The organism is Hymenobacter lutimineralis (genome assembly GCF_008271285.1).
In the GTDB taxonomy this organism is placed as follows: Bacteria; Bacteroidota; Bacteroidia; order Cytophagales; family Hymenobacteraceae; genus Hymenobacter; species Hymenobacter lutimineralis.
Map to the genome: position 1 here is coordinate 111106 of NZ_VTHL01000013.1, position 23509 is coordinate 134614.

General features: G+C 62.9%; 16 protein-coding genes. 2 read left to right on the forward strand and 14 right to left on the reverse strand.

The genetic code is table 11. The features are described 5' to 3' along the window. Positions 1–67: 67 nt before the first annotated feature. The 10 genes from FY528_RS13190 to FY528_RS13235 all read right to left on the reverse strand — a co-directional run bounded on the left by FY528_RS13190 (position 68) and on the right by FY528_RS13235 (position 16996). A complete protein-coding gene (locus FY528_RS13190) occupies positions 68–5962 on the reverse strand; it encodes a DUF8693 domain-containing protein (RefSeq protein WP_149071486.1) in 5895 nt (1964 codons plus the stop codon). 50 nt (positions 5963–6012) lie between these two features. Next, on the reverse strand, positions 6013–6978 hold the full coding sequence (locus tag FY528_RS13195) for a methionyl-tRNA formyltransferase (RefSeq protein WP_149071487.1): 966 nt from the start codon (positions 6976–6978) through the stop codon (positions 6013–6015). A 53-nt stretch (positions 6979–7031) separates the two neighbouring features. Continuing rightward, a complete protein-coding gene (locus FY528_RS13200) occupies positions 7032–7553 on the reverse strand; it encodes a phage tail protein (RefSeq protein WP_149071488.1) in 522 nt (173 codons plus the stop codon). A gap of 49 nt (positions 7554–7602) precedes the next feature. Next, positions 7603–8142, reverse strand: a complete 540-nt coding sequence (locus tag FY528_RS13205; protein WP_149071489.1) for a phage tail protein — start codon at positions 8140–8142, stop codon at positions 7603–7605. Between the two features lie 37 nt (positions 8143–8179). Continuing rightward, entirely contained in the window at positions 8180–8719 is a 540-nt protein-coding gene (locus FY528_RS13210) for a phage tail protein (RefSeq protein ID WP_149071490.1), read from the reverse strand. 222 nt (positions 8720–8941) lie between these two features. Continuing rightward, complete coding sequence (locus tag FY528_RS13215) at positions 8942–10312, reverse strand: hypothetical protein (protein ID WP_149071491.1); 1371 nt, start codon at positions 10310–10312, stop codon at positions 8942–8944. Positions 10313–10929: 617 nt separating this feature from the next. Then, positions 10930–12945 (reverse strand): response regulator, encoded by a 2016-nt coding sequence (locus FY528_RS13220; protein WP_149071492.1) that lies wholly within the window; start codon positions 12943–12945, stop codon positions 10930–10932. A gap of 53 nt (positions 12946–12998) precedes the next feature. Continuing rightward, a complete protein-coding gene (locus FY528_RS13225; protein WP_149071493.1) occupies positions 12999–14435 on the reverse strand; it encodes a sensor histidine kinase in 1437 nt (478 codons plus the stop codon). A gap of 1 nt (position 14436) precedes the next feature. Continuing rightward, a complete protein-coding gene (locus tag FY528_RS13230; RefSeq protein WP_149071494.1) occupies positions 14437–15117 on the reverse strand; it encodes a DUF6989 domain-containing protein in 681 nt (226 codons plus the stop codon). Positions 15118–15238: 121 nt separating this feature from the next. Further along, on the reverse strand, positions 15239–16996 hold the full coding sequence (locus FY528_RS13235) for a hydroxysqualene dehydroxylase (RefSeq protein ID WP_149071495.1): 1758 nt from the start codon (positions 16994–16996) through the stop codon (positions 15239–15241). Positions 16997–17282: 286 nt separating this feature from the next. Here FY528_RS13235 and FY528_RS13240 point away from each other — a divergent pair, with 286 nt between their 5' ends. Further along, entirely contained in the window at positions 17283–17801 is a 519-nt protein-coding gene (locus FY528_RS13240; protein ID WP_373281619.1) for an acyl-CoA thioesterase, read from the forward strand. Between the two features lie 136 nt (positions 17802–17937). Next, complete coding sequence (locus FY528_RS13245; protein WP_149071497.1) at positions 17938–18810, forward strand: hypothetical protein; 873 nt, start codon at positions 17938–17940, stop codon at positions 18808–18810. Positions 18811–18903: 93 nt separating this feature from the next. Here the strand turns inward: FY528_RS13245 and FY528_RS13250 are convergent, their stop codons facing one another. The 4 genes from FY528_RS13250 to FY528_RS13265 form a co-directional block, all read right to left on the reverse strand. Beyond that, positions 18904–20049 carry a TlpA disulfide reductase family protein gene (locus FY528_RS13250; protein ID WP_262383996.1) on the reverse strand — a complete coding sequence of 382 codons (1146 nt, stop codon included), beginning with the start codon at positions 20047–20049 and terminating at the stop codon, positions 18904–18906. Between the two features lie 219 nt (positions 20050–20268). Next, positions 20269–20796 (reverse strand): TlpA family protein disulfide reductase, encoded by a 528-nt coding sequence (locus FY528_RS13255; protein ID WP_149071499.1) that lies wholly within the window; start codon positions 20794–20796, stop codon positions 20269–20271. A 118-nt stretch (positions 20797–20914) separates the two neighbouring features. Then, positions 20915–22372 (reverse strand): Asp-tRNA(Asn)/Glu-tRNA(Gln) amidotransferase subunit GatB, encoded by a 1458-nt coding sequence (gene gatB, locus FY528_RS13260; RefSeq protein ID WP_149071500.1) that lies wholly within the window; start codon positions 22370–22372, stop codon positions 20915–20917. A gap of 163 nt (positions 22373–22535) precedes the next feature. Further along, the gene (locus tag FY528_RS13265) at positions 22536–23504 is read right to left on the reverse strand and encodes an LIC11966 family surface protein (RefSeq protein WP_149071501.1); all 969 of its coding nucleotides are present in this window, start codon (positions 23502–23504) and stop codon (positions 22536–22538) included. Positions 23505–23509 lie beyond the last annotated feature (5 nt).

Genomic DNA, 23509 nt, shown 5'->3' on the forward strand with positions numbered 1-23509 from the left:
TTTGAATACAGAAGACGAGAAAAAGCCGGCCCCGCGCTGCATGCCCGGGGCCGGCTGATAAGACAACTCAGTGCAACACCACGCGTTTGGTGAAGGCATTGCTCCCCACCCGCAGGCGCAGCGAATACACGCCCTGGCTCAGGCCCTCGGTTTCGAAGCCGAAGCGGGCCCCGGTGCTCGGGTTCAGCCCGACTACCTGCCGACGTACGACCTGCCCCAGGCTATTGAGCAGGGTGGCTTCTACCGTGCGCCCGCCGTCGATGGGCGGCACGAGCACCGTGAAGCGGCTGCTTGCCGGGTTAGGATACACGCTCACCTGGGCGGCCAAATCGGCCGCCGCGGCGGAGCCCAGGGCTACGCCGCCGCTGAACTGCAGCGTAAAGCGGCCCGTGAGTAAGGCCAGGGCCTGGGTTGCCGTCACGCTAAACCGGTAGCTGGTGCCGCTGCTGAGCTTGGTAAGCTGCCCCGTGACGGCGTCATGCAGATAGGCCTCGAGGCCCGCGGGCAGGTGGGCCAGGGAGGTGGCGCTGATGGTATAGGTACCAGCAGTGGGCACCCCCACGGCCAGCTCTACGCGAGTAGTGGCGGTAAAGGCCGGCCGGCCATCTATGCTCAGCCCCTGGCCCTGGGCTGTGCGGCTGCTCAGGTTCAGGCCGCTGGTATTGGGCAGCTTCCAGGCATCATAGCCACTGTCGAAGCCCGGCGTGGCCTGGGCATCGGCATACACGAAGAGCGGGTCGGCCTGGCCACCGTCTGCTTGCAGGGACAAGGCCACGGTGGGCTGGGTACCGGAGCCCCCACGGTACATGGCTACCTGCGTGTTGGGGTTGGTTACGCGTTGCGCGTCCCGGAACCGCAGCTGGCCACTCGTACTGTTTTGGCTTACCCGCACGAAGAAGCCTTGCCCCGACGCAATGAGGGCATTTTGCTCGCCTCCCTCAAAGCCCCGCACGTAGGCGCGGTACATGCCGGCGTAGGGGCCGGTGCTTTCCAATACGTAGAAGCTCTGATCCAGCCCGGGGGCATTGCCGCTCTCAAACAGCTGGCCCCCGTCGAGGGGAGCCGGGTAAGGGTTGCCCACCAGGGCCCAGCCGGCATCAACATTGTCGCTGAGCCGTTCCAGGCTCACGTCCACATTGCCCGTGGTAAGGGTACCAATAAAGTCAACCTTTTCCGTACCGGCAATGTGCACGGCGTAGCCACGGCCTACTTCCAGGGCACTGCCCAGGCCGGCGGGCACTACAAAGCCTCGGTCGAAGGGCGCGTAGGTGCTGGTCCGGCTCACCCGCTTCTGGTCATAGGCAAATACGGTCGGGAACGGTTTGATTTTGCCCGGCGTGGCCGAGGCATTATAGGCGCTGGCCTGACTTACCTCGGGGGTGAAGCCGGGCGTAGCCAGGTCGGCCACGGTTGAGCCGCTCACCGGGGCGCTGTAGTGGCGGTAGCCCAGGCCGGAGTTGCGGCTGGGGTCGAGGTGGCGCTGCACCGTGGCCGGCCCCACCACCGTGCCCCCGGCATTTACCACCAGGGCCGTGCCGCCCGCATCCGAGAGCAAGGTAAACGTTTGGCCATTGGTGCTGAGGGTGCCCGTCAGGGTAAGAAGGCGCTGGAGGGCGGCGGCCCCCGCAAGGGTTACGCCGCTGGCTTCCACACGCAGGTTCCAGAAGCGGCTCAGGCTGCTGCCGCCCGCACTCTGGTTGCTGGCCGCGCTAAAGGCTACCGTACCGCCCGTGGCCGTAAAGGTGCCGTTATTGACCCAGTTACCCTTCAAGTTCAGCGTGCCCGCCGTTTGCGTCAGGCTGGCTCCCGGGTCAATGGTCAGGCTGCGGGCGAGGGCCGTGCCGCTGCTGATGGCCGGGTACCGGGCCGCCCCGGACGGAATGGTGGCGTCGAGGGTGGCCGTGGGCACCCCGTTGGTCCAGTTGCTGGCCTCATACCAGCTAACCGAAGTGGCCCCGGTCCAGGAAGTTGCCGTTGAGGGCAGAGTGTACGTGATGCTGAAGGGAGCCGCGGCCGTGTTGCCGTTGCCGGCGGCATCCTCGGCCACGCCCGCGGCCAGGTTCACCGTCACCGGCCCCGCCCCGGTTGGGGTGATGCTCACGCTGTAGGAAGCCCCGCTCCCACTCAGGTTGCTGGCCGTGCCGTTGCTCACCACTACCTCGGCCAGCGTCAGGCCCGTCACGCTTTCCGAAAACGTCACCGTCACCGGGATGGGCGAGGTGCTCGTCGGGCTGCTGGCCCCGCTCCCAATGCTCACCGTGGGGGCCGTGATGTCTATCGTGAAGTTGTTAGTATTGCTCGTTGGGCTGGTATTGTTGGCCGCATCGGTGGCCCTGGCAGACACCGTGTGGCTACCCTCGGTCAACGCCCCAGGCTGGAGCAGGCTCCAGCTACCGTCGGTAGCCGTAGTGGTACCCACAAGACTACCATCCACGCTAACGCTGACGGTGCTGCCCACTTCGGCCGTGCCGCTGTAGGTAGGCGTAGCGGTTCCGAGCAGACGGCCGTTGGTGGGGAGCAGTACCACGGGTGCCGGTGGGGCCGTGTCGTCCACATCCGTTACGCTGATGGTCAACACTTCCTCGTACACGAGCCCGGGGGCAGTGGAGCTGGTTGCCCGCACCCGTACGGAGTAGCTGGCCTGGGTTTCAAAGTCGAATACCTGCGCGGTACGCAGGGTATTACCCGAGATGCTGAAGTACCCGTTATCTGTGGCGCCAGTGCCATTTACCAGCGCATAGCTGTAGGTGTCGCCGGCCGTGGCCGCCGTCGTCGAAAGCGTCCCTACCACGGTATTTACTGCGGCATTCTCCGTAACGCTGCTGTTGCTCAGTGTCAGGTCGGTCGGCGCTGTGGCATCCACCGTGAAAGCCGCCGACGTAAAGGGCTGGTAAGAGAAAATGCTGTTTGGGGCGCTACTGCCCACGTGCACCCCATTAATAAATACATTCACTACCTGGTCCAGGCTGGAGCAGCAGGTACGCTGGGCGGCCAGAAAATTCACCTGGAAGCTCCCAATGGAGGCTCCGAGCGTCTGCTGCAACGCCCCATTCCCTGCAGAGCTTTGCACGAAGGCTACGGCGTTGCCATTTGGAGGCGTTGGCGGACTGAAATCACTGCCATTCAGCGCAATACCCGAGCGACTGTTGAAGGTCCAACCTGGTGCTGTGGGATTATAGCCAAACGTTCCGTTACTAAGTGCGCTGTACGACTCGAAGCTGCCATTGGTCACGCCAGGCGCCGCGGTGCTGGTACCCGCCTGCAGCAGCTGCACCTGGTCAACAAACACGGTCACGTCGCTGCCCGCCCCCCCGGTGCCCTGCAAACTCAGAACGGGGTTGGTAAAGCGTTTGGTGATGGTGTACTCCTGCCCAGTGGTGAAGGGCACATTCGTGACCGTAGGATTGATGCCCGTGCTATTGGCAACATCCAAACGCAGGGTGCCATTGCCGGTGCCCGTGTTTACCGTCACCTTATACGTCGAGCCCGACCCCGAGACGCTGGTCACCCCTGCCCCACTTATACCGGTGGTTGTCAGGGAAAAATTGCTGGTCGAAATTCCACTTATGTTCCCGGCAAAGGTCACCGTGTACGTCACCGTCGGCATGGCCGTGGGCGAAAGCTGCCCTCGGCTCACTGCCGTTACGGTGGTTGAGGGCAGGGTGTACGTGATGCTGAAGGGGGCGGCGGCCGTGTTGCCGTTGCCGGCAGCATCCTCGGCCACGCCCGCGGCCAGGTTCACCGTCACCGGCCCCGCCCCGGTTGGGGTGATGCTCACGCTGTAGGAAGCCCCGCTCCCACTCAGGTTGCTGGCCGTGCCGTTGCTCACCACTACCTCGGCCAGCGTCAGGCCCGTCACGCTTTCCGAAAACGTCACCGTCACCGGGATGGGCGAGGTGCTCGTCGGGCTGCTGGCCCCGCTCCCAATGCTCACCGTGGGCCGCACTTCGTCCACATCAATGAGGTTCACCGTCACTGTAGCCGATGCGCTGCTGGCTGGAGTCCCATTGTCTGTTACCTGCACCGTCAGCGCAAAGCTGGGCGTGGTTTCAAAGTCGAGGGCAGCACTGTTGGCCACCGTAAGCTGGCCGGAGCTGGCGTTGATGGCGAAGGCACCGCCGGTATTACCTCCCGTAATGGCGTAGGTAAGGGTATTGCCATCGGGGTCAGTAGCCGCTATGGCAGCCCCCACGCTGGTGCCGTTCGGGGCATTCTCGCTTACCATACGAGCCTGGGCGTTAATAACCGGCGCATTGTTGAGCGTCCCGGTAATGGCCAGCTCGTCAAACACCACTTCCTCCTGCCCATCCACGCGGGCCTCTATCCGAAAGCGAATTTCGGGTCCGGTCACGTTGGCCGGCAGGGCCAGGTCTACGTTCTGGAGGGCCGTACCGTAGGTGGCGCCGTCGGCCGTGCCATTCAGGTCGGTATCCCGCTGCAGCTGCCCATTGGCCGCGCCGGTTCCGTAGAAAGCGGCCAGCAGCGTGTAGCTGCCGGTGCCCACCTGGTAGTACACCTTCAGGTAGCTGGAAGCTTCAAACGTTTCGTGGGTGGCCGATACTCCCGAAGCCAGCCGCAGATTCAAGTGCAGGTTGGCCGTGTTGGTCGCATTAACGGGCGCCAGTTGCAGTATGCCTACCTTTAGCGGGTCCGGGTTCTGGCTCAGGGTAGTGCCCTCCGCGTACCACACCGAGTTGCCGGCAAAGCCGGTGAAATTCTGGGGCGAGCAGGCCACGGGAAGCGTAGTACGGAAAAAGCCCAGGCAATTAACGCCCGGGGACCGGAAGGTGTTGGAGGAATAGCGGGTGCCTTCGCCGTCGCTTTCAAAGCCTTCCGTGTAAGGCAGGGCCGCGGCCGCGTTCAGCTGCACGGTAATCGTGATGGTGCGCGACACGGCGTTGCTGGTTACGCCGGTCGGGTCTACCACAGTAAAAGTCACCACCCGATTACCGCCGGTGGCATTAGTGGAGTTGGTATTCACGTACGTCACGTTTCGCAGCGCGGCCTGGTAGTTGGCCAGCGAGGAGGTGCCCACCAGGGAAAGGGTGCCGTCGGCCGGGTTGAAGGAAGCCGTGATACCGCTGCCTACCGGCGGCGTGGTTGCCAGCACGTCCTGCCCGCTCACATAGTTGGTGGCAATTTTCACGGTGGCGCCGCTGGCCGTTGTGTGGTCGGCATCATTCACAGTTAGGGAGCCGGTGATGGCAGTGGCCGCGCCACCTTCGCTGTAAGCCAGGCTGGTGGTTTCGAGGCCGGCCAGTACCGGGGCCGCGCTGCTGGCCGCCGATCCGTACAGGCTGATGTAGTCAATGGCGGCTTCCTCGCTCAGGCCATAGTAATCAAACTCCACCATCACCTCCAGGGTGGTGCCCGTGCCGGTTACCGGAAAGGTAAACTCCTGAAACGCCAGGGTTAGCCGGGGAGAGTTCGTATCATCGGTATCAAGCGGATAAAAGACGCCGTCGTTGTCGGCGTCGCGGCGCATGTAGCCTACGCCATTCGAGGCCCCGTCGCTGGCAAACCCACCGATAATCACCCAGGTTCCACCATCGAGGCGGGCCTTCACCCGAATGAAATCGGTGTTTTCCCACACCCCCGTCGCTTGCGCTCCGCGGGCATCCGCCAGGCTCACCCGCGCCTGCAGGTTGGTTTTGCCCGCTACGTTGTAGGGGTTAAGCGCCACGGTGCCGGCCACCCGGATGGGCGCCGCGCCCGCAGGTCCGCGCACCCCTTCGCCCGCAATTACCCAGTTGTCGGTAGAGCCGGTAGGCTGGGTTGTAAAGCCCGTTACGGGTACGCTGGAGCGCAGAAAATACTGGTTGTTGCTTCCGCTGGTCGTCGTTGTCAGCTCGTTGATGGTGTAGCCCCCGGTGGTGGCAAAGGATTCTGTGAGCAGCTGGGTCTGGGCGTGAGCCCCCAAGGCCCCCAGCAGCGCCAGGCAGAGTAGAAAAAGTCGTCTCATAGCTTCTTTGGGTTAAGGAAAATCGAGTTTTGGGAGAGACGGCGCCTTTCTCAGCTGGCCGACGCAATGGGGGCGCTCAGGTATTCGGGGAGTTGCTCCCCGGCCTGCAAGCCCAAGGCGGCCAGCTGCCCGCCCGTGAAGTAGCCTTCGTCGAGGCCCACTATGTCGAGGCGCAAACCGCTGTTCTGTCCGCAGGCCACTACCAGGCCCTCCGGACCCGTGGCCAGGACCACAGTGCCCGGCGGAGCCTGCAGCGGCTTAGGCAGCTGGGCCAGAGCCGTGGCGCCCAGCACCCGCAGCAGCTGGCCCCGCAGGGTGGTGATGGCGCCACGGTTCCAGGGATTGGCGGCGCGCACCAGTCGCTCCAGGGCCTGGGCCGGTTCGGCCCAGCGCAGGCATACATCAGCCAGCCCGGCCCGCGGCCAGTAACGGGCCAGAGCCGGGTTTTGCGGTATTTCTACCAAAGGAGCCGTCTCGCCCTGCCAGGCGGCCAGTAACTGCCGGGCTACGCCCGCAGCGGCCACGGCCAACCGGGCCCGGTGCAGCCCGTGGGTATCGTGGGCGGCAATGGGCACAGCCTGGGCCAAGAGCACGGGCCCGGTATCGAAAGCGGCTTCCATCCGGTGCACAGTGACGGCCCCGGCCGCCTCGCCGTGGCGGATCTGCCAGAAAATTGGTTCGGGTCTCCGGTAGCCGGGCAAGGCGGCAAAGTGGAAGTTGAGAAAACCCAGCCGTGGGCCGGCGACCAGCAACCGGGCCGGCACCCGCCACGGAAAAGTGAAGACCAGCACCACATCAGGCTGGCACGCGTCCAGCCAGGCCAGCAGCGCATTACCCAGGCCCGGCCTCCCCAGGCGCACCACGGGCCAACCGGCGCCCAGGAGCTGCGCGGCCAGTTCGTCGGGCTCGGGGTGCTCGGTAGAAGGCACTGCCACGCTGCACACCGCCCCGCGGGTAGCCAGCTCCTGCACGGCGGCGAGGCCCAGTACACTGCCCAGAATTACGGCAATCCGCATCGAACGAAAATTAACTTTGTAACCATGCGCCGGCGGGCGGCCCGGCCAGCCGCCTAGTCTCGGGAAGGGAAAATGCCCTGCAGGGCAATGATGTAGTTGAGGGCCTGGTAGGGCTGCCGGTTTTCGTGCGGCAGGTTGTTGCCGGCCGGTTGCACCGTCAGCTGCAAGGCATCGGCCGCCAGGGTGCTGGTAGCCGGGCCAGGAGCGTATTGATTCACGCTGCAGACACTGGGAAACTGATCGGCCGGATCCGTATTCACGGCTTCGTCGGCCGTATTGATGGTGCCGCTCACCGAGGCGTGCTCGTGAGCAGGAAGCTGGTCTGCCGTGAGGGTTACGGCTTCGGTGCCGGCCTTTTGCCCCAGGGCGTACCCCTGGCCAAAGCCCACCGGCACACGGCTGCGCAAATCGGGTAGGGCAAATGCGGTAATGCCGTTGCCGCCGTAATACGTGCCCAGCAAGGAAAAGAGGGCCTGATTTTGATTGATTGGCAGCAAGGAACCGTCGCAGACGGCCCAGTAGCGGGGCACAATACCAAAACCCGCCAGGCGAATTTCGCCAATGAAATTTTCCATGTATAACAAGAAGGATGAAGCGTGAACAAACCCCGGCTGCCGGCGCTGCTTAGCCCGGGTTGGGGAAAATGCCCTGCGTGGCAATGATATAGTTGAGGGCCAACGATGGCTGCCGGTTTTCGTGCGGCAGGTTGCCCCCGGCCGGCGCGGTCAGGGCCGCTACCGTGTTAGGCGAGGTAGCGCTGCCCGTGCTACGGCTAGGCGCGTACACCGGGTCGGGGCCCTTGGCCAGCAGGTTGGTGGCGGGCGTGGGGGCCGTAGCGGCCGCCGAGGTGACGCCCAGCTTGGCCTGGGCCGCGTGCGTGTGGCCGGCCAGGTTATTGGCCGTCAGTGCAACGCTTTCTACTCCCCCCAGCGCGCCGGCGGTGTAGGCAGATAGGCCCGGCCCCTGCCCTACGCCCACGGCTGCCCGGCCGCACAGGTTTGGCAGGCCGAACGACTGAATGCCGTCGCCGCCGTATTGGGTACCCAGCAAGACGAAGAGGCTATCATTCTGCGCGATAGATAAAAGCTGACCAGCGCACAGCTCCCAGCCAACGGGAGCGAAGGTGCCGGCAAAAAGCCGGATTTCTCCTAAAAAAGGATCCATAGGTAATAGGTGGCGTGCTGAAGATGAAAGAAGACGATTAGGGACGCTGGGGGAAAATACCCTGCAGGCAGATGCAATAGTTGAGCGTCAGGTACGGCATCATGTTATCGTGCGGGGCGTTGCCCCCGGCCACCGAGGTAGGCCCACCACTCACGCAGTTCAGCGCCATATCGGCGTTACCCACGGTTTCGCCATACTCTTCCGAAGCGGATAGCGCCAGGTAGCCCACGGACGGGTCGTTGGAGGTGCCCGTTTCGGCTACCGTGAGGATGGAGCCGGTTACGGTATGCGTATGGGCCGGCAGCTCCTGTGGTTGCAGGGCCAGACTGGAAACGCCCACCATTTCTCCAAGGCTGTAGTCGCTGAGCCCCGCCCCGCTGCCCGCCCCAATGGCCGTGGCTCCCGCCAGGTTGGGCAGGGCGAACGTGATGCGCCCATCGCCGCCGTAGTAGTTGCCAATGATGGAAAAGAGAGCCGTATTCTGCTGAATAGGTAGTAGTTGCCCCAGGCATTGGGCCCAGTACTTGGGGGCAAAGTTGTAGGGCATGAGGCGGATTTCGCCGATGAATGCGTCCATGAAAGAGAAGGAAGAGAAGGAATGGTGAAGAGGCAGGCGGCGCGGGCCAGCAAGCAGCCGAAGGCTCTATAGCCCAGGGAATGGGCCCCGGAGCGAAAAAAACCGAGGGAAAAATAGAAGGCCACTCGCGATAGGCCGCGAATGGCCTTCTGTCTTCCCGCATCTGCGGATGAGCCTCCCCTCATAGCATAATAAATGAGGCTCACCGGCGCAGGCCGTTGCCTATTGAGGCTGCACGGCGATGTTCACCCCGAAAATCAGGGGAACCAGCGAGGTAGACGTCACTTCCAGCGTCATGCTGTCGCCCGATTGGCTCCAGTTCATCGACGAGCCGCCGCTGGAGCCACCAATCTGGAATGGACCAACCTGGATGCCGCCCGAAGCCGACCAGTTTTGCTGGAACTGCTGATAAGTGGATTGACTCACAGAAATAGAAATAGTGGGTTGATAGCACACCAGCATAGCTGTTTTAAAGCACGGCACTACGCCGCCTGCCCCAAACATCCAGGTAGAGCCGGGTTGCTCGTAGGCGGTATAGCCCTGAGTAAAGGGGCCATTCTTGAACACGTTTGTGCCCGAATACCACTTACCCGGCGTGATGCCGATGGTGTCCCAGGCCTTAAAGCTGATGGTGCACGTCAGCGACGAATCGGTGTAGAACTCACTGATCTGCTGCCAGGAAGCGTTGGCGTACACCTGCCAGAACCAGCTACCCACGCTGGTTGAGCCCTGGGCCCAGGTGTTGGAGTAAGAATACGCGGCCGAGTTGTTGCCGAAGCTGATGCTGCCCGGCGTGGCCCCGCCACCCTGCACCTGGTTTACCCACTGCTGCGAAGCCAGCGCCAGGCTCCAGCTGGGTACCGGCGGGTTGCCCGAGAGCGTGGGGTCACTGAGCTTGGTGTAGTAGTCCTGGTCGGCCACCGCAGCCTGGGCGTTGGCAATATTCGGGGTTTTCTGCTGCTGGGTAAGCGCCGTCAGCACGGCCTGGTTTTCCGTCACCTGGTTCATGGCGGCCGTCAGCTGGGCATTGTAGGCAAAGCCAGCGGGCGAGGCCAGCCACGCGGTAAACGTGGGGTTGTTGCCCGTTACCTGGCTGTTGTAAGCGGCCGTGGCCTGGTTCAGCTGCGTCTGGTAGTTCTGCGTCGACTGGGTAAGGTTGTTTTGCGCCGCCACAATCTTCTGCTGCAGCGCCGGGTCCGTGGTATCGAGCATAATGCAGTTCAGGAACTGCTGGTAAGCCCCATCATACGTAGCCCCCGACGATACGTAGGCGCCGGTAGCACTCCACTGCGGAATAGTGGCGCAGAAGTCGTACTGGGCGGCGCTGGTGTAGCCCAGGTTGTTGGTGGGCCAGTTCCAGCTGGTCATGGGGTACACCAGCTGGAAGTTTTGCGGGCTGGTGCCCAGCCCCTTTACAATGGCACCGTAGAGGATATTCCAGGCACTGTCGTCGGCGCTCAGGGTGAGCGGCGAGGCAGTGTCCTGGGCGCTGGGGGCTTCACTGTGGCCGCGCAGGCCACCTAGCAGAGCTGGTGCCTCGGCGGTGGCGGAAACGGCGGTAGCGTCCAGGGTGTCGGATGAGGTCTGATTCATGGCGTTTGGTTGTGGTAGGGGTTGGAAAAGAGAGTGATTCGGGTGGACACACCAGTGCCGCCCGGCCGCGTGGCTGCTGGGATATCCGGATAAGAAAGAATAGGGCGGAGTGCAATAGGTAGCACGGGGCCGATGTCAGCGAAGCGCCGCATCGGGTGGCGTTTTCAATAAGTCAAAGGTTGGGGTTTGTCCCGGCCGCTACGCTCAGAATTGAGACAAAAACACTCAATTCCGGGACGACCCGAAACGGAATGTCCCAAGGCCCGTAGCCCCGGGCCGCACAAGGCGGGTAGCGCCCCTCCCGGCAGCGCACGGCATAGCGGCAGCTCATCAGTCCGGCACTGGCTACCCTTCGGCCACGGCTGCGTTACATTCCCAGAAAATAGAATAGCCGCCCCGAAAGCAGCACCAGGGTGCTTTCGGGGCGGCTATTGAGCCAGTGCCGGTATCGGCTAAGCGCCAGCTACTAAGTAGCGCGAGTTGGTAAACTGCGGTAATACACGGGCTGGCCCCTGCAACGCTTCTCTCCCAGACCAAGCTGCAAGCGGCCAGTATCAGGTAAACCAGCCAGCCCTAAAAGACACCCTGGCCCAAGCGGAGTTCAGCCGGCTAATCCTTTAGTCGAGGGTGTGCGAAACGGCCGCCGACTGCGCACTCCCGGTGGCAATAAACTCGCTGGGGGTAATGTGGTACAACTCTTTAAAGCACTGACCGAAGTAGGCCGGCGTGTTGAACCCCACGATGTAGGCTGTTTCCGACACCGTATGGCCGGCACGCAGCAGCTCGGCTGCTTTACGCAGGCGATACTGCTGGATAAGCTCACTGGGCGCCAGCTGCGTGAGCGACTGAACCTTGCGCAGTAGGGTTTTGCGGCTCATCATCATTTGCTCGGCCAGCCATTCCACGTTCAGCCCCGGGTCGTCGAGGTGCTTTTCCAGCACCGCGTACAACCCGCGCAGCCAGTTGCTCTGCACATTTTCGGGGGCTTCCGGCGCCGGCCCGGGCGAAGCCAGCTGGCCGGCGTACAGCTGGCGCAGGCGCTGTTGCCGGGCCAGCAGGTTGCGCAGCCGCACCAGCAGCTCGTCAAGGTGAAAAGGCTTGGTCAGGTAGTCATCGGCGCCCTGCCGCAGGCCGGTCATGCGCTGGTCGTGGGTGGCCTTGGCCGTGAGCAGCACCACGGCTACGTGGTCGGTGGCGGGGGTGGTCTTGATGCGGTCCGTCAGCTCGTAGCCGTCCAAAACCGGCATCATCACATCCGAGACTACCACATCGGGCAGCTCCTGCTGCACCAGCAGCCAGCCTTCCTCCCCGTTGGCCGCCGTCAGCACGCGGTATTCGGCGGCCAGCTGCCGGGCCAGGTAGGTGCGCAGCTCCTCATTGTCGTCGAGCAGCAGCAGCAAGGGCACCTCAGCTGCCTTGGGCCGGACGGCCGGGGCCGGCGGCTGGGGCAGGCAGCTGGGCTCAACCTGTTCCAGCAGCGTAGCGGCCGATGCATCGGTCACCGGCTCGTGCTCGGCCGGGAGCAAAGGCAGCTCTACCAAAAAGGTGGTACCCGAAGGGGCCGTCGTGCTGCTCTGCACGGCTACCTTCCCGCCCATCAGCGAGGTCAGCTCCTGCACCAGAGCCAAACCAATGCCTGCGCCCCCCGGCAGCTGCCCACTCCCCGGGGCGCCCTGATAAAACCGGTCGAAAATGCGCGGCAGGCTCTCGGGCGCGATGCCGGGACCGGTATCGGCCACCGTGAGGTGCACGGTATTTTCGGCGGCCAGGCTTACGGCCACCTGGCGGGGCCGGGGCGCCGGGACCGGCGGCGCCGGCATAAACTTGAAGGCGTTGCTGAGCAGGTTATACACAATGCGGGCCACCTTTTCGGCATCATAGCGCCACTTGCCGCTGAGGGTGGAGCGGTAGCTGAGCTGCACATCCTGCTGGCGGGCCAGGGGCTGGAAGGAGTCCACGAGTTCCTGCACGTAGTCGTTTAGCAGGCCCACCTGCGTTTCTACGCGCACCTGCCCTACTTCCAGCCGGGCCAGCTCCAGGAGCTGGTTGATGAGATGCAGCAGGTGGCGGGCGTTGCGCTCAATGGTGAGCAGGTCGTGGCGGGCCGTTTCGGGCAGGTTGGCGGCTTGCAGCAGCCCGGCCGTAGGCGCCAGAATCAGCGTGAGAGGGGTGCGGAACTCGTGGGTGATGTTGTCGAAGAAGTGGGTTTTCAGGTCCGCCAGCAGCTTTACCTGGGCCGAGTCGCGCAGGTGGCGCACGTGGTCAGCCGTTTTCTCAATAGTGGTATCGAGGTCCGTGAAGTTGATGGGCTTGCAGATGAAGTCAAATGCCCCCCGGTTCATGGCCGTGCGGATATTGGGCATATCCCCGTAAGCCGACACAATGACGGCCCGGCTGTGCGGCATCAGCGCGGGCAGGCGGCCCAGCAGCGTCAGGCCATCAATGTCAGGCATGTTGATGTCGAGCAACAGCACGTCGATGTCGGGCTCGGCCTGCATGGCCGCCAGCGCGGCCTGCCCGCTGGTGGCAAACCGGAACTGGTAGGCCCCTTCCCGAATCTTGTGCCGAAAACGCAGATCCAACAGCTCGGCTACTTCTTCTTCGTCGTCTACGACCAGGATTTTGATTGGCATGAGTGCGGGCGAGTTTTAACGGTAAACAAAAATAAGGCAAGACGGGTCCGGCCCTAGCCCGGCAGCAGCAGCTGGAACTCGGTTCCCTCCCCTTCCCGGGAAGAAACCAGAAACTGGCCGCCGTGGCCTTTCACCACGATGTCGTGGCTCAGCGACAAGCCCAGGCCGGTGCCCGTGCCGGCGGGCTTGGTCGTAAAAAAGGGCTGAAAGATTTTTTGCCGCACGGCTTCCGGCATGCCGCAGCCGTTGTCTTCCACCCGTAGCTCCACCTGCCCCGCGCGCCGGTGCGAGCTTACCCGGATGCGGGCCTGGTAGCCCCCAGCGGCAAACTGCTTCTGCTTTTCGGCTGTGGCGTAGATGGCGTTGTTGAAGAGGTTGAGCAGCACCCGGCCCAGGTCGGCGGGCACCACGCTGACCTGGCCCACCAGCGGGTCGAAGTCGGTTTGGATATCCACCCGCAAGCCGGGGTCCTTGGCGCGCAGACCCGAGTACGTGAGGTGCAGGTACTCGGCCGCGAGGCGGTTGAGGTCGGTGGGCATGGGCTCCCGGGGGCCGGTATGCGCGTGTTGGAGCATGTTGCGCACAATGCTATCCACGCGCTGGCCGTGGCGTGTAATAAGCGTCAGGTTGCGGTTGAGGCGGGCCAGCAGCTCATCTACGCGGGCCTTTTCCGGCGGGGCCAGGTCGTCAAACGTGTTGGCGGGCAGCTCTTTTAGCAGCTCGCAGCTGCCCTCGGAGAAGTTGTTGACGAAGTTCAGCGGGTTTTGAATCTCGTGGGCAATGCCGGCGGTTAGCTCCCCCAGGGAGGCCATGTTCTCGCTGTGCACCAGCTGCTGCTGCGTGGCTTTCAGCGTAGCAATGGAGTGCTCCAGCTGGTGCGTGCGCAGGGAGAGTAGGTCGTTTTTTTCGGTCAGCAGCCGCAGGGTGTTGGCATTCACTTGGTCGAATACCATGGCCACCACCCCCAGAATCAACATCAGCCCAAGCAGAATATCGAAGTGCCAGAACAGCGCGTGCTCGGCCGGCACGGAGTTGGGCAAGTGAATACCGCGCCGCTCCAGCTCCCACAGTACGCCTACGCTAAGCAACGTCACGACGAAAAAGATAAGCCCACCCCGCCGGCCCAGTAGAAACGTGCCCGCCACCGGGCAGAGCACCAGCCAGCTGGTAGTAGCCGCGTAGTACCCACCCTGGTAGAGGCAGTTCACGAACACGCCCAGGTAGCCCACGGTGAGGTAGATGTAGCCGAAGGCCACGGCTGAAAACAGCCGGTGCCGAAATCCAAACGGCAGCACCAGAAAGGTGACGACGTTGAACAGCATCAGGTACACGCCGGGCCAGAACCCGGCCCACCAGCACAGCAGCAGAAAGTTAAACGAGAAGGCACTCGTGAGCAGCACCGTGTTGATGGTGATGCGCACCTGCCGCAGCTCGTTGGCGGAGCCCTGAAAGCCGGCAGGCAGAAAGAAGTCGGTGAGGCGCGAGAACATGCTAGCCCACCAGCGTAAAGGCCACAATACACGCCAGCAGCATCACCAGGCCTTCGAGCAGGCCGGCCAGCAGCAGCCAGCGGCCACCCTGGCCCAGGGCCCGCACCAGCAGCCACGGCACGGGCAGCATCAGCAGGGCCTCGGCCAGGTAGATGTAGTAGGGCACACCCCACAGCTCCGGAGCCCCCTGGTAGTTCCACCACCCGGCCCGGATGGCCCAGTTCTCATACAAGGGTATCAGCAGTCCGCTCACGGGCACCAGCAGTAGGCCGGCGCGGCTGGCGGGCATCCAGCGCAGCAGCAGCCAACCGAGGTAGCCAATCTGGGTAAGCACCACGGCCCAGCTGACGGGCATATACAGGGGCGAATCCCAGAGCATGGGCTCGGGGCGCGGGTACAGCAGGGTTTTGGTGAAGGACACCAAGTAAGCGTCGGCCACCAGCTCGGCCAGGCCCGCTACCAGGGCAAAAGCCAGCAGCCGCCCAATCACGACGTCGCGCGTGGCACTGGCGTAGAGCAGGTAAGCGGCAAACAGGCCATAGCTCCAGCGCGCGGCCGAAATCCAGCCCTGGTGCGTGAGGCTGTCGTGAATCAGCAGCAGAATGCCCAGCGTCATCAGCCCCAGCATGACGGGCGTGCGGTACGGAAACGTGCGGTCGGCTAGCGTAGTAGTGGGATGCATAGAAGATGGTAGAAAGTAGAGGGTAGACGAGCGAAACTGGAAGCTAGCAGGCGGAAACCAAGGAGGTGTCAACCATCCCTGCTGCGGGCTAAACGCCAACTTCTTGGTTCTCCAGCCACAGCTACTGGCGGAACCCGCGGAGCTTGTGGTAGTAGTAGTTCAGCGTGTGGAGCACGCGGCCAATCCAGGGCAGCTCGCCGGTCCAGGGCAGGCCGCGGGCAAACCGCCGCCGGTCAAACCAGCGCGGAATGGCCAGGATGTCGGGCTCGTGCAGGGGCCAGATTTCGCAGTATGGCGCTGAGGAGCCGCTTGCGGCCAGAATGCCGTTCACGGCGCGGCGGGCGGCTTCGTTGGCGCCTTCCATGGTGGCCAGGTCGGTGTTGGTGCGCACGTAGTCGGAGGCCAGAAACAGGTTGCGGATGCCAGTGGCAGCCTCCGGGCGCAAACTCCAGGAGTTGGCCGTGTTCACCAGCAGGGGCTCCGCGTCGTGGGCCGAAACGGTGGGGTTGCGCAGCTGCCCATCCTCTTCCTTGATGTCCGAATCGACGTTGGCCCGGAGAATCATGCTGCGGCTGATAAGCGGGGCGTCGCCGTTGTTGAGGCTTTTTTCCAGCTGATTCCACACCTCGTCAATAATTTCAGGCAGGGTACACTCCGAGGCAGCCTTTCCGTTCAGGCCCGGCGCAAACCAGTCCGACACGTCCACCGACAGCAGGCCTTTCACCTGCCCATCCCCGAAGCCGCTCATGGGAAACTTCGGCCAGAACTGGGGCTGCGAAATCACCGTCAGGGCCCAGGGCGAGTCGATGCAGATAACGTGGCCATTGGTGAGCGGCACATCCTGGTTAAGGTAGTATTGCACGCCATTCATCCAGTTTAGGCTGTGGCGGCTGGGCTGGGCCAGGTCCACAATGAAGCCCAGGGTAGCATCCACGGCCAGCATCTGCGGGTTGATGAGCAGGGCCATCCGCTCCAGCGGCACCGCGCTGATGTAGTAATCGGCCTGCACCAGGCGGGCTTCGTGCGTATCGAGGTTGACTACCGTCACGCCATTGATCTGCTGGGTTTGCGGGTCGCAGTGAAACTCAGTGGTGAGGTGGTGGTGGTAGTACGTCACGCCCAGGCTCTGCAGGTGGCGCAACCACGGAAACAGCCATACATCGTTGGTAGGGCCGTTCAGCACCCGGTCGGTATGGGCCGAGGGGTTGGCCATCAGCAGCAGCAACTGCAGCAGAATGTCGCCCCCGGTTTTGGTGCTCATCAGCTTGGGCTGGGCCGCCACCAGAGAGTGCGTGAGACCTCCCACGCAGTATTCCTCGTACGGGCAGGGCTGCCGGGTGCCGCACTGCTGGTCGGTGCTCATGTACTGCCACCAGGCAATGCGCTCATACACCTGCTGGCGCCGCTCGTAGGAGCTGGTGAGCAGCTGCCAGATGCGAGCGGCAAACACTTCCTTGTCGGAGGTGGTCAGGCCGGTGTCCGCCGTCAGCACGGCCTCCACCACGGTCTTCCAGTCGTCCAGCGTCTTGGGGAAGTTGACGATGCTGACAATGGGCTTCTTGCCAAAGCGCGTCATCATCACCCGTGTTGTCATCACCAGATTATCGAACACGCCCTGGGCATTGCCGGGGTACGGAATGCGCTTCATGGTATCGGTGATGTGGCGGTAGAAGCCGGGGAAAAACCGGAATCCGTGCTCCCCGGGCAGTGGGGCCTGGCCGGGGGCCGCGCTGTGGGGCACGTCGGTGCTGCGGGCCTTGCCGCCCACGTACCGGGGCTGCCGCTCATACACTTCTACGGCAAAGCCGCGCTCGGCCAGCTCATGGGCGGCACTCATGCCCGCCACTCCGCCACCGAAGATGGCCACTTTTGTTTTCATAGAACAGGGAAGAAGCAGGGTACAAGGCAGGTGCGCGGGCGACTTCCGGGAAGCCGGCCGGCAGCGTTGGGGCCCGGGGCCCGGGCTGGCCGGGGCAGCGCCAGCACCTCACCTGAAAACAAACATATCATTTGTTGCGACTATTCTCGCAGACCGGGGGCGGCGGCCAGCTACGGCGGGGCTTCCAGGGTGGCGGGCCCGGGGGCATCTGGCCCTCACCCGCAACCGACTAGCCGCAACCCGCCCTATCTTTGCCGGAACTTATTGCTCACCCCTACTCTGCATGATGCGCAAACAAAAGCCCGTAAAAGACTCTTTTGTTCGGATGACCGAACTGGTGCTGCCCAACGACACGAACACGCTCAATAACCTGATGGGGGGCCGCATGATGCACCTGATGGATGTGGCCGCCGCTATTTCGGCCCAGCGCCACTCCAACCGCATCGTGGTTACAGCTTCGGTAGATAATGTTTCGTTCCGGGAAGGCATCAAGCTGGGCAACGTCGTCACGCTGGAAGCCCAGGTGACGCGCTCCTTCAGCTCCAGCATGGAAGTACACATTGATGTGTGGGCCGAGGATATTCCCAACGGCACCCGGTTTAAATCCAACGAGGCCTTTTTCACCTTCGTGGCCGTCGATCAGTCGGGACGCCCGATTGATGTGCCCGAGGCGGTGGCCGAAACCGAAGACGAAATCCGCCTCTACGACGGAGCCCTGCGCCGCCGCCAGCTGCGCCTGGTGCTGGGTGGCCGCATGAAGCCCCACGACGCGGCCGAGCTCAAGGCCCTGTTTGAGATGGAGTAGGTCAGCTACTTGGTATAAGCTACCGTACTTTCCTTCTGACTGGCCCTACTGCTTAGCGAAGTAGTAGGGCCAGCTTCATAAGGAGCCGGGAAACCCCACTTATTGCTTAACTTCCGGTCAGTCCTTGTACTGCATTATGGATACCGCTGCAACTCTTTCCTTTTTCCAGAGCTTCTACGCCAACACCCCCTTGTACGTCGTAGCCGAGCCAGAGCCAACCTTGCCAGGGCCTACTGCGGCTGAAGTGCCCGCAGCACCCGTTGCATCTTTACCTGCTGCAGTACCCGTAGCTCAGCAACCGACGCCAGCTCCCCTGGCTCCGGCCCCGGTGCCCGTAGCAGCTACAGCCCCTGCGCCACCACAAGCGCCTGGTCCAACGCTTCCCTCACTGGGTAGCCTCAAACCTAGCAACCACCCCACCGGCCCGGCGCTGCCACCCGTTTCTGCTGCCACGCCCCAGCCTTCTGCTCCTGCATCGGCGGCCTCAGCACCGGTAGCACCGGCTTACCAGCCCACCAACCTTACGCTGGCCGAACTGCCGGCTGCTGCTCCCGCGCCGGCCGCCCAAACCGGCCGCATTCAGCCCACTCCTACCCAGTCGCCGGTGGCGCACGTGCCGTTTTCGACGCTGGGCAGCAACGCCCGGGGCCTCATCATTCTGGTACGCATGTCGCCCGACCAGTTCCGCAAGCTGCCGCGCAACGTGTTTCTCAACAACCTGCTCAAGGCCATTCGGCTGGTGATGGAGGACGTGGTGCTGGTAAACGTGGAGCACGAGAAGTTTCCGGTGGCTTTGTGCAGCCTGCGCCAGCACCTGCACGCCCGCCAGTTTCTGGCCTTCGGCAAAAACCTGCTCGACGTGGCCGTGTACACTACCCAGCCCTACGAGCCCGTGCTGCTCTACGGCGACACGGCCTTCCTTGGCGCTGGCGAAATCGACATGCTCGAATACGACGCCGGCCGCAAGAAACAGCTCTGGCAGGCTATTCAGCGGATGTTTCTGGGGTAGCCACTCAGCAAATTCACTGTCTTCTCCACCCGATAAAGAACAAAAAAGCCAGTCCTTACTTGGACCGGCTTTTTTGTTGACTGAAATATTGGGTTACTTCAGCACCGAGGCCAGCGTGCTTTCTAGTTGGGCGCCACGCAGGTTTTTGGCAATGATTTTTCCCTGGGGGTCAATCAGAATGGAAAGCGGTATGGACTTCACGCCGTAGGTCTGGCCGGCGGCCGATTCCCAGCCTTTCAGGTCCGACACGTGGGTCCAGGTCAGCTGGTCGTCCTTAATGGCTTTGAGCCACTTGTCGCGGCTCTGGTCGAAGCTCACGCTGTAGATTTCGAAGCCCTGGCCTTTGCCCTTGAACTTCTGATAAGCCCGCACCACGTTGGGGTTTTCCTTGCGGCAGGGGCCGCACCAGGAGGCCCAGAAATCGATGAGCACGTATTTGCCGCGCAGGCTGCTGAGGGCAACTTCCTTGCCGTCGGGGGCCAGAAGCTTGATTTCGGGGGCCGTCTGGCCTTTGGCGGTAGAGCGCAGCGGGTCGAGGCGGGCCACCAGGGCCTTCGTGTAGCGCGAGTCGGGCAGGGAAGCCTTGAACTGGTTGGCCATGGAGTCGGCAAACACGAACTCCTCGTCGGGGTTCAGCAGGTTGCTCACTACAAAGGCTGAAGCCACCGACTTGGGGTTGCGCCGCACCAGCGCCTTGATAGCAGCATTGCTGCGGGCCTGGGCGGCCAGATACTGCCCTTCAATGGCCTGCATAGAGTCGGCGCGGCCGGTTTGGGCCGCCTGGTTGTAGCGCTGCTCCAGGGCCTGGGCCTGCTGGCGGCTGCGGCCCATCACGGTGCCCAGCTGCTGGAGCATCTCCGAGTCGGGGGAGCCTTTCACGGTGTAGCCTTCCGATAGGCGGTTGGCATCACCGCTCAGGGTAAGCTTGGTGCGGTTGTCGAGGGCCAGCAGCACCTGGTTCTGGTCGTTTACCTTCACCTGATAGAGGCCCGCCTCGGGCACGGTACCCGTGAAGGTGAACTCGCCCTTGTCGTTGACGGTGGCGGTATCCCGCGAAACAAACTGGGTTTCGCCCAGCTCGGCCAGGTACACTTTGCTGCCGGCCGCGGCATTCGTGAGCTGACCGTTGATCTGGAAGCCCGTAGCGGCGGCCGCGCCGCCCTCGGTGGTGGGCACAGTGGACTTGTTGCAGGCGTTGGCCATGCCCAGCAGGGCCCCCAGGTAAAGCAGACTTTTCATTTTATTCATCATTCAGAAAGCAACCCGACTTGGTGGAAGCCGGAAACACAGAAGCAGGAGACGGTGAAATCGGACGCAAGTTGCCTAATCCTGGGGAATAGCGCAGCCAGTGCCGGCCGGAGTTGCTTAGCATAACCCACAAAGTCGGGGCAGAGTTGCAGTCAGCAGCGTGCGGGGGGGCGAGGAAGAAGGCAAAATAGGGCGGACACTTCCCGGACCTCAATCCAGCGGAATGTATTCCGAAATCTTCTGGCCCAGGGCGCGGCCGTGCAGGTCGGTGGCCAAAATCTGGCCTTCGGGGCCAAGTAGCAGGTTGAAAGGCAGAGCCGTGACGCCGTAGGCGCGGGCCCCGCTGCTCTCCCACCCTTTCAGGTCCGAAACCTGGGGCCAGCTGAGCTGGTCGGCGGCTATGGCCCGCAGCCACTTATCGCGGTTCACATCCAGTGATACACTCACGATTTCCAGGCCCCGGGAGTGAAACTGCCCGTAGATCTTGCGCAGGTTGGGGCTTTCCTGGCGGCAAGGCCCGCACCAGGAGGCCCAGAAATCGATGAGTACGTACTGGCCGCGCAGGCTGCTGAGCTTGAGGCTGGAGCCTGCGGGGGTGGGCAGCTGCAAGTCCGGAGAAATAACCTCGCTGGCACTATCCAGGGTTTCCTGGTTGGCAGGCGCTGCGGCCCGGTGGCAGCTGATGGTGGAGGCCAGCAACAGGCCGCAAACGACGAGAACGGGGGTGCGGAAAGGCATGGCCAATATTCGGCAGCTCCACGGCAAATAGCAAACGCCCACCAACCGCAGGGCGGCTGGTGGGCGTAGCAGATACCTCGTTCAACGACGAAACGCCAAGAGGGAATGTCTACCTTGGTCAGGCGTCGAGCTTCTGGCGCAGGAGCTGGTTGGCGAGCTTGGGGTCGGCTTTGCCGCCGGTGAGCTTCATCAGCTCGCCCATGAACATGCCGGTCAGGCTCTTCTTGCCGGCGCGGTACTCAGCCACCTTGGCTGGGTTGGCGTCCAGCACCTGCTGAATCATGGCTTCCAGGGCGCCGGCATCCGACTGCTGCAACAGGCCCTGGGCCTCGGCGGCGGCGGCGGCGGTGTGCGTGGGGTTGTCGAGCAGGAACGGGAACAGCTGCTTGCTGGCTACTGAGTGGCCCACCTTATTGTCGTCGATGAGCTGGATGATGTCGGCCAGGTGCTGGGGGCGCAACGGAAACTGCTCCAGGGTTAGGGCGCGCTCGTTCAGGTAGGCCTTCACGGGGCCCGTTACCCAGTTGGCGGCGGCTTTGGCGTTGGAAGTCAGGCGCGTCAGCTCGTCGAAGTACAGGGCAATATCCTTGTCGGCCGTCAGCACGGTGGCGTCGTAGTCGGAAAGGCCCAGCTCGCCGGTGAAGCGGGCATAGAGCTGCTGGGGCAGCGCGGGCAGCTCGCTCTGGATGCGGTGCAGCCAGGCATCGTCAATCACCACCGGGGGCAGGTCGGGCTCCGGGAAGTACCGGTAGTCGTTCATGGTTTCCTTGCTGCGCTGGCCGCTGGTAGTGCCGGTTTGCGCGTCAAAGCCGCGGGTTTCACTGATAATTTCCTCCCCGGCTTCGAGCAGGGCAATCTGCCGCTCTATTTCGTACTCGATGGCGCGCTGCACGTTGCGGAAGGAGTTCATGTTCTTCACCTCCACCTTGGTGCCGTACTGCGCGGCGCCTTTCAGCATCACCGACACGTTGGCGTCGCAGCGCAGGGAGCCTTCCTCCATGTTGCCGTCGCAGATTTCGAGGTACTCCACCAGCTTCTTGATTTCGGCCAGGTAGGCGTAGGCTTCCTCGGAGGTGCGAATGTCCGGCTCCGACACGATTTCGATGAGCGGCACGCCGGCCCGGTTCAGATCTACCAGGGTTTCTACCTCGCCGGCCAGGTGCATGGATTTGCCCGCGTCTTCCTCCATATGAATGCGCGTAACGCCAATGCGGCGCTCCGAGCCGTCACTGAGGCGGATATCCACGTGGCCCTCGTAGCAGATGGGCGTCTTGTCCTGGGTTATCTGGTAGCCCTTCGGGAGGTCGGGGTAGAAGTAGTTTTTGCGCGCAAACAGGTTGTCGCGGCGGATGTGGCAGTTGGTGGCCAGGCCCATTTTCATGGCGTACTCCACGGCCGTATAGTTCACGCGGGGCAGCGTGCCGGGGTGTCCTAGCGTAATCACGCTCAGGTTGTTGTTGGGCAGGGCGCCGTACTCGTTTTCATCCGAAGAGTACATTTTGCTGCGCGTGAGCAGCTGGGCGTGTACTTCCAGGCCGATGACGGGCTGGTATTTGGCTTTAATAGCTTCGTCCATGTAGCACAGGTTGGCTTGCGCCGAACTTTGATTTCCGCAGCAGCTGCGGCGGGGGCTGATTATGGGTGCAAGTTAAGGACTCGGCCGCTAGGAGCACGAAAGCGGGCCGCAGGAAAGTTTTTCCCGCCGTCCGCTTTCTTTTCAGGCTTTCCTATGCGTTACCTCAGTCGTTGAATACCGGCACGTTGGAATCCAGGAAGGCGGTGCTGGCTTTGTTGTAGGCCTCGTTGAACTTCTGGCCCTGGGTGTTCAGGGTTTTGATGTAGCGGTTGTAGTCCTCCACGTCGGCGCGGGTGAGCTGGTCTTTGCGCACCAGCAGCTCCTGCAGCTTGCGGAAGTCGTTGCCGCACTCCACCACGTAGAAGTTGGCCAGGTTCTTGGCGGCGTCGCGGTACTGGTTCTGCTTGCCCCGGAAGGCGGGCAGGGCCGCCAGCTCGGCGGCCGAGATTTCGGCGGCGGCTTCCAGCTGGGTGCGGGCCGTTTCGAAGGCCGCAGCGTCCTGCTTGCTGAGGGCGGCGGAGAAAGCCGCATTCACCTTTTCCAGGCGGAACGTGGTCAGGTACACTTTGTGGTGGTAGGCGCTAACCTCGGAAATCTGCCGCATGGTTTCGCCCATTTTCCGGCTGGCGGGCGTTTCCTGAATGGTCAGGCCGAACTGCCGGGCAAAGCGCTGCTGGGCCGCCTCTACACTGTCGCCTGCGGCTTCCAGCTTGGCTTCGGCCTGCTCCATAGTGTCGAAGTACTGCTGCATGGCCTCCAGGCTCTGGGTGCGGCCGGCGGCCAGGGCATTCACCTTTTTGTAGTCGAGCGAGTACACGCTCAGCATCTGCTGAAACGAGGCCTTGGCTTTGTCGCGGAAGTCGGTGTTGCCTTTGAAGGCCGGCAGGTGGGAAATCTTGGCCAGGGAAAGCTTATTCTGGGTGATGACGTCCTGCAGGCGGGCCGCAATCTTCTTCTCGTTCTCGCTGTGCGCCGATTTGCTGATGTAGCGCAGGCACTTCTGCATCATCACCTGCTGCTCGGCCACAATGAAGTTGTTGTACTCCACGGGCTCCGTAAACTTGGTTTGGGCCGTGGCCGTGGTGCCAGCCAGCATGAGGAAGGCGGCGGTAAGGAGGGTAGAAAGACGCATAGAAT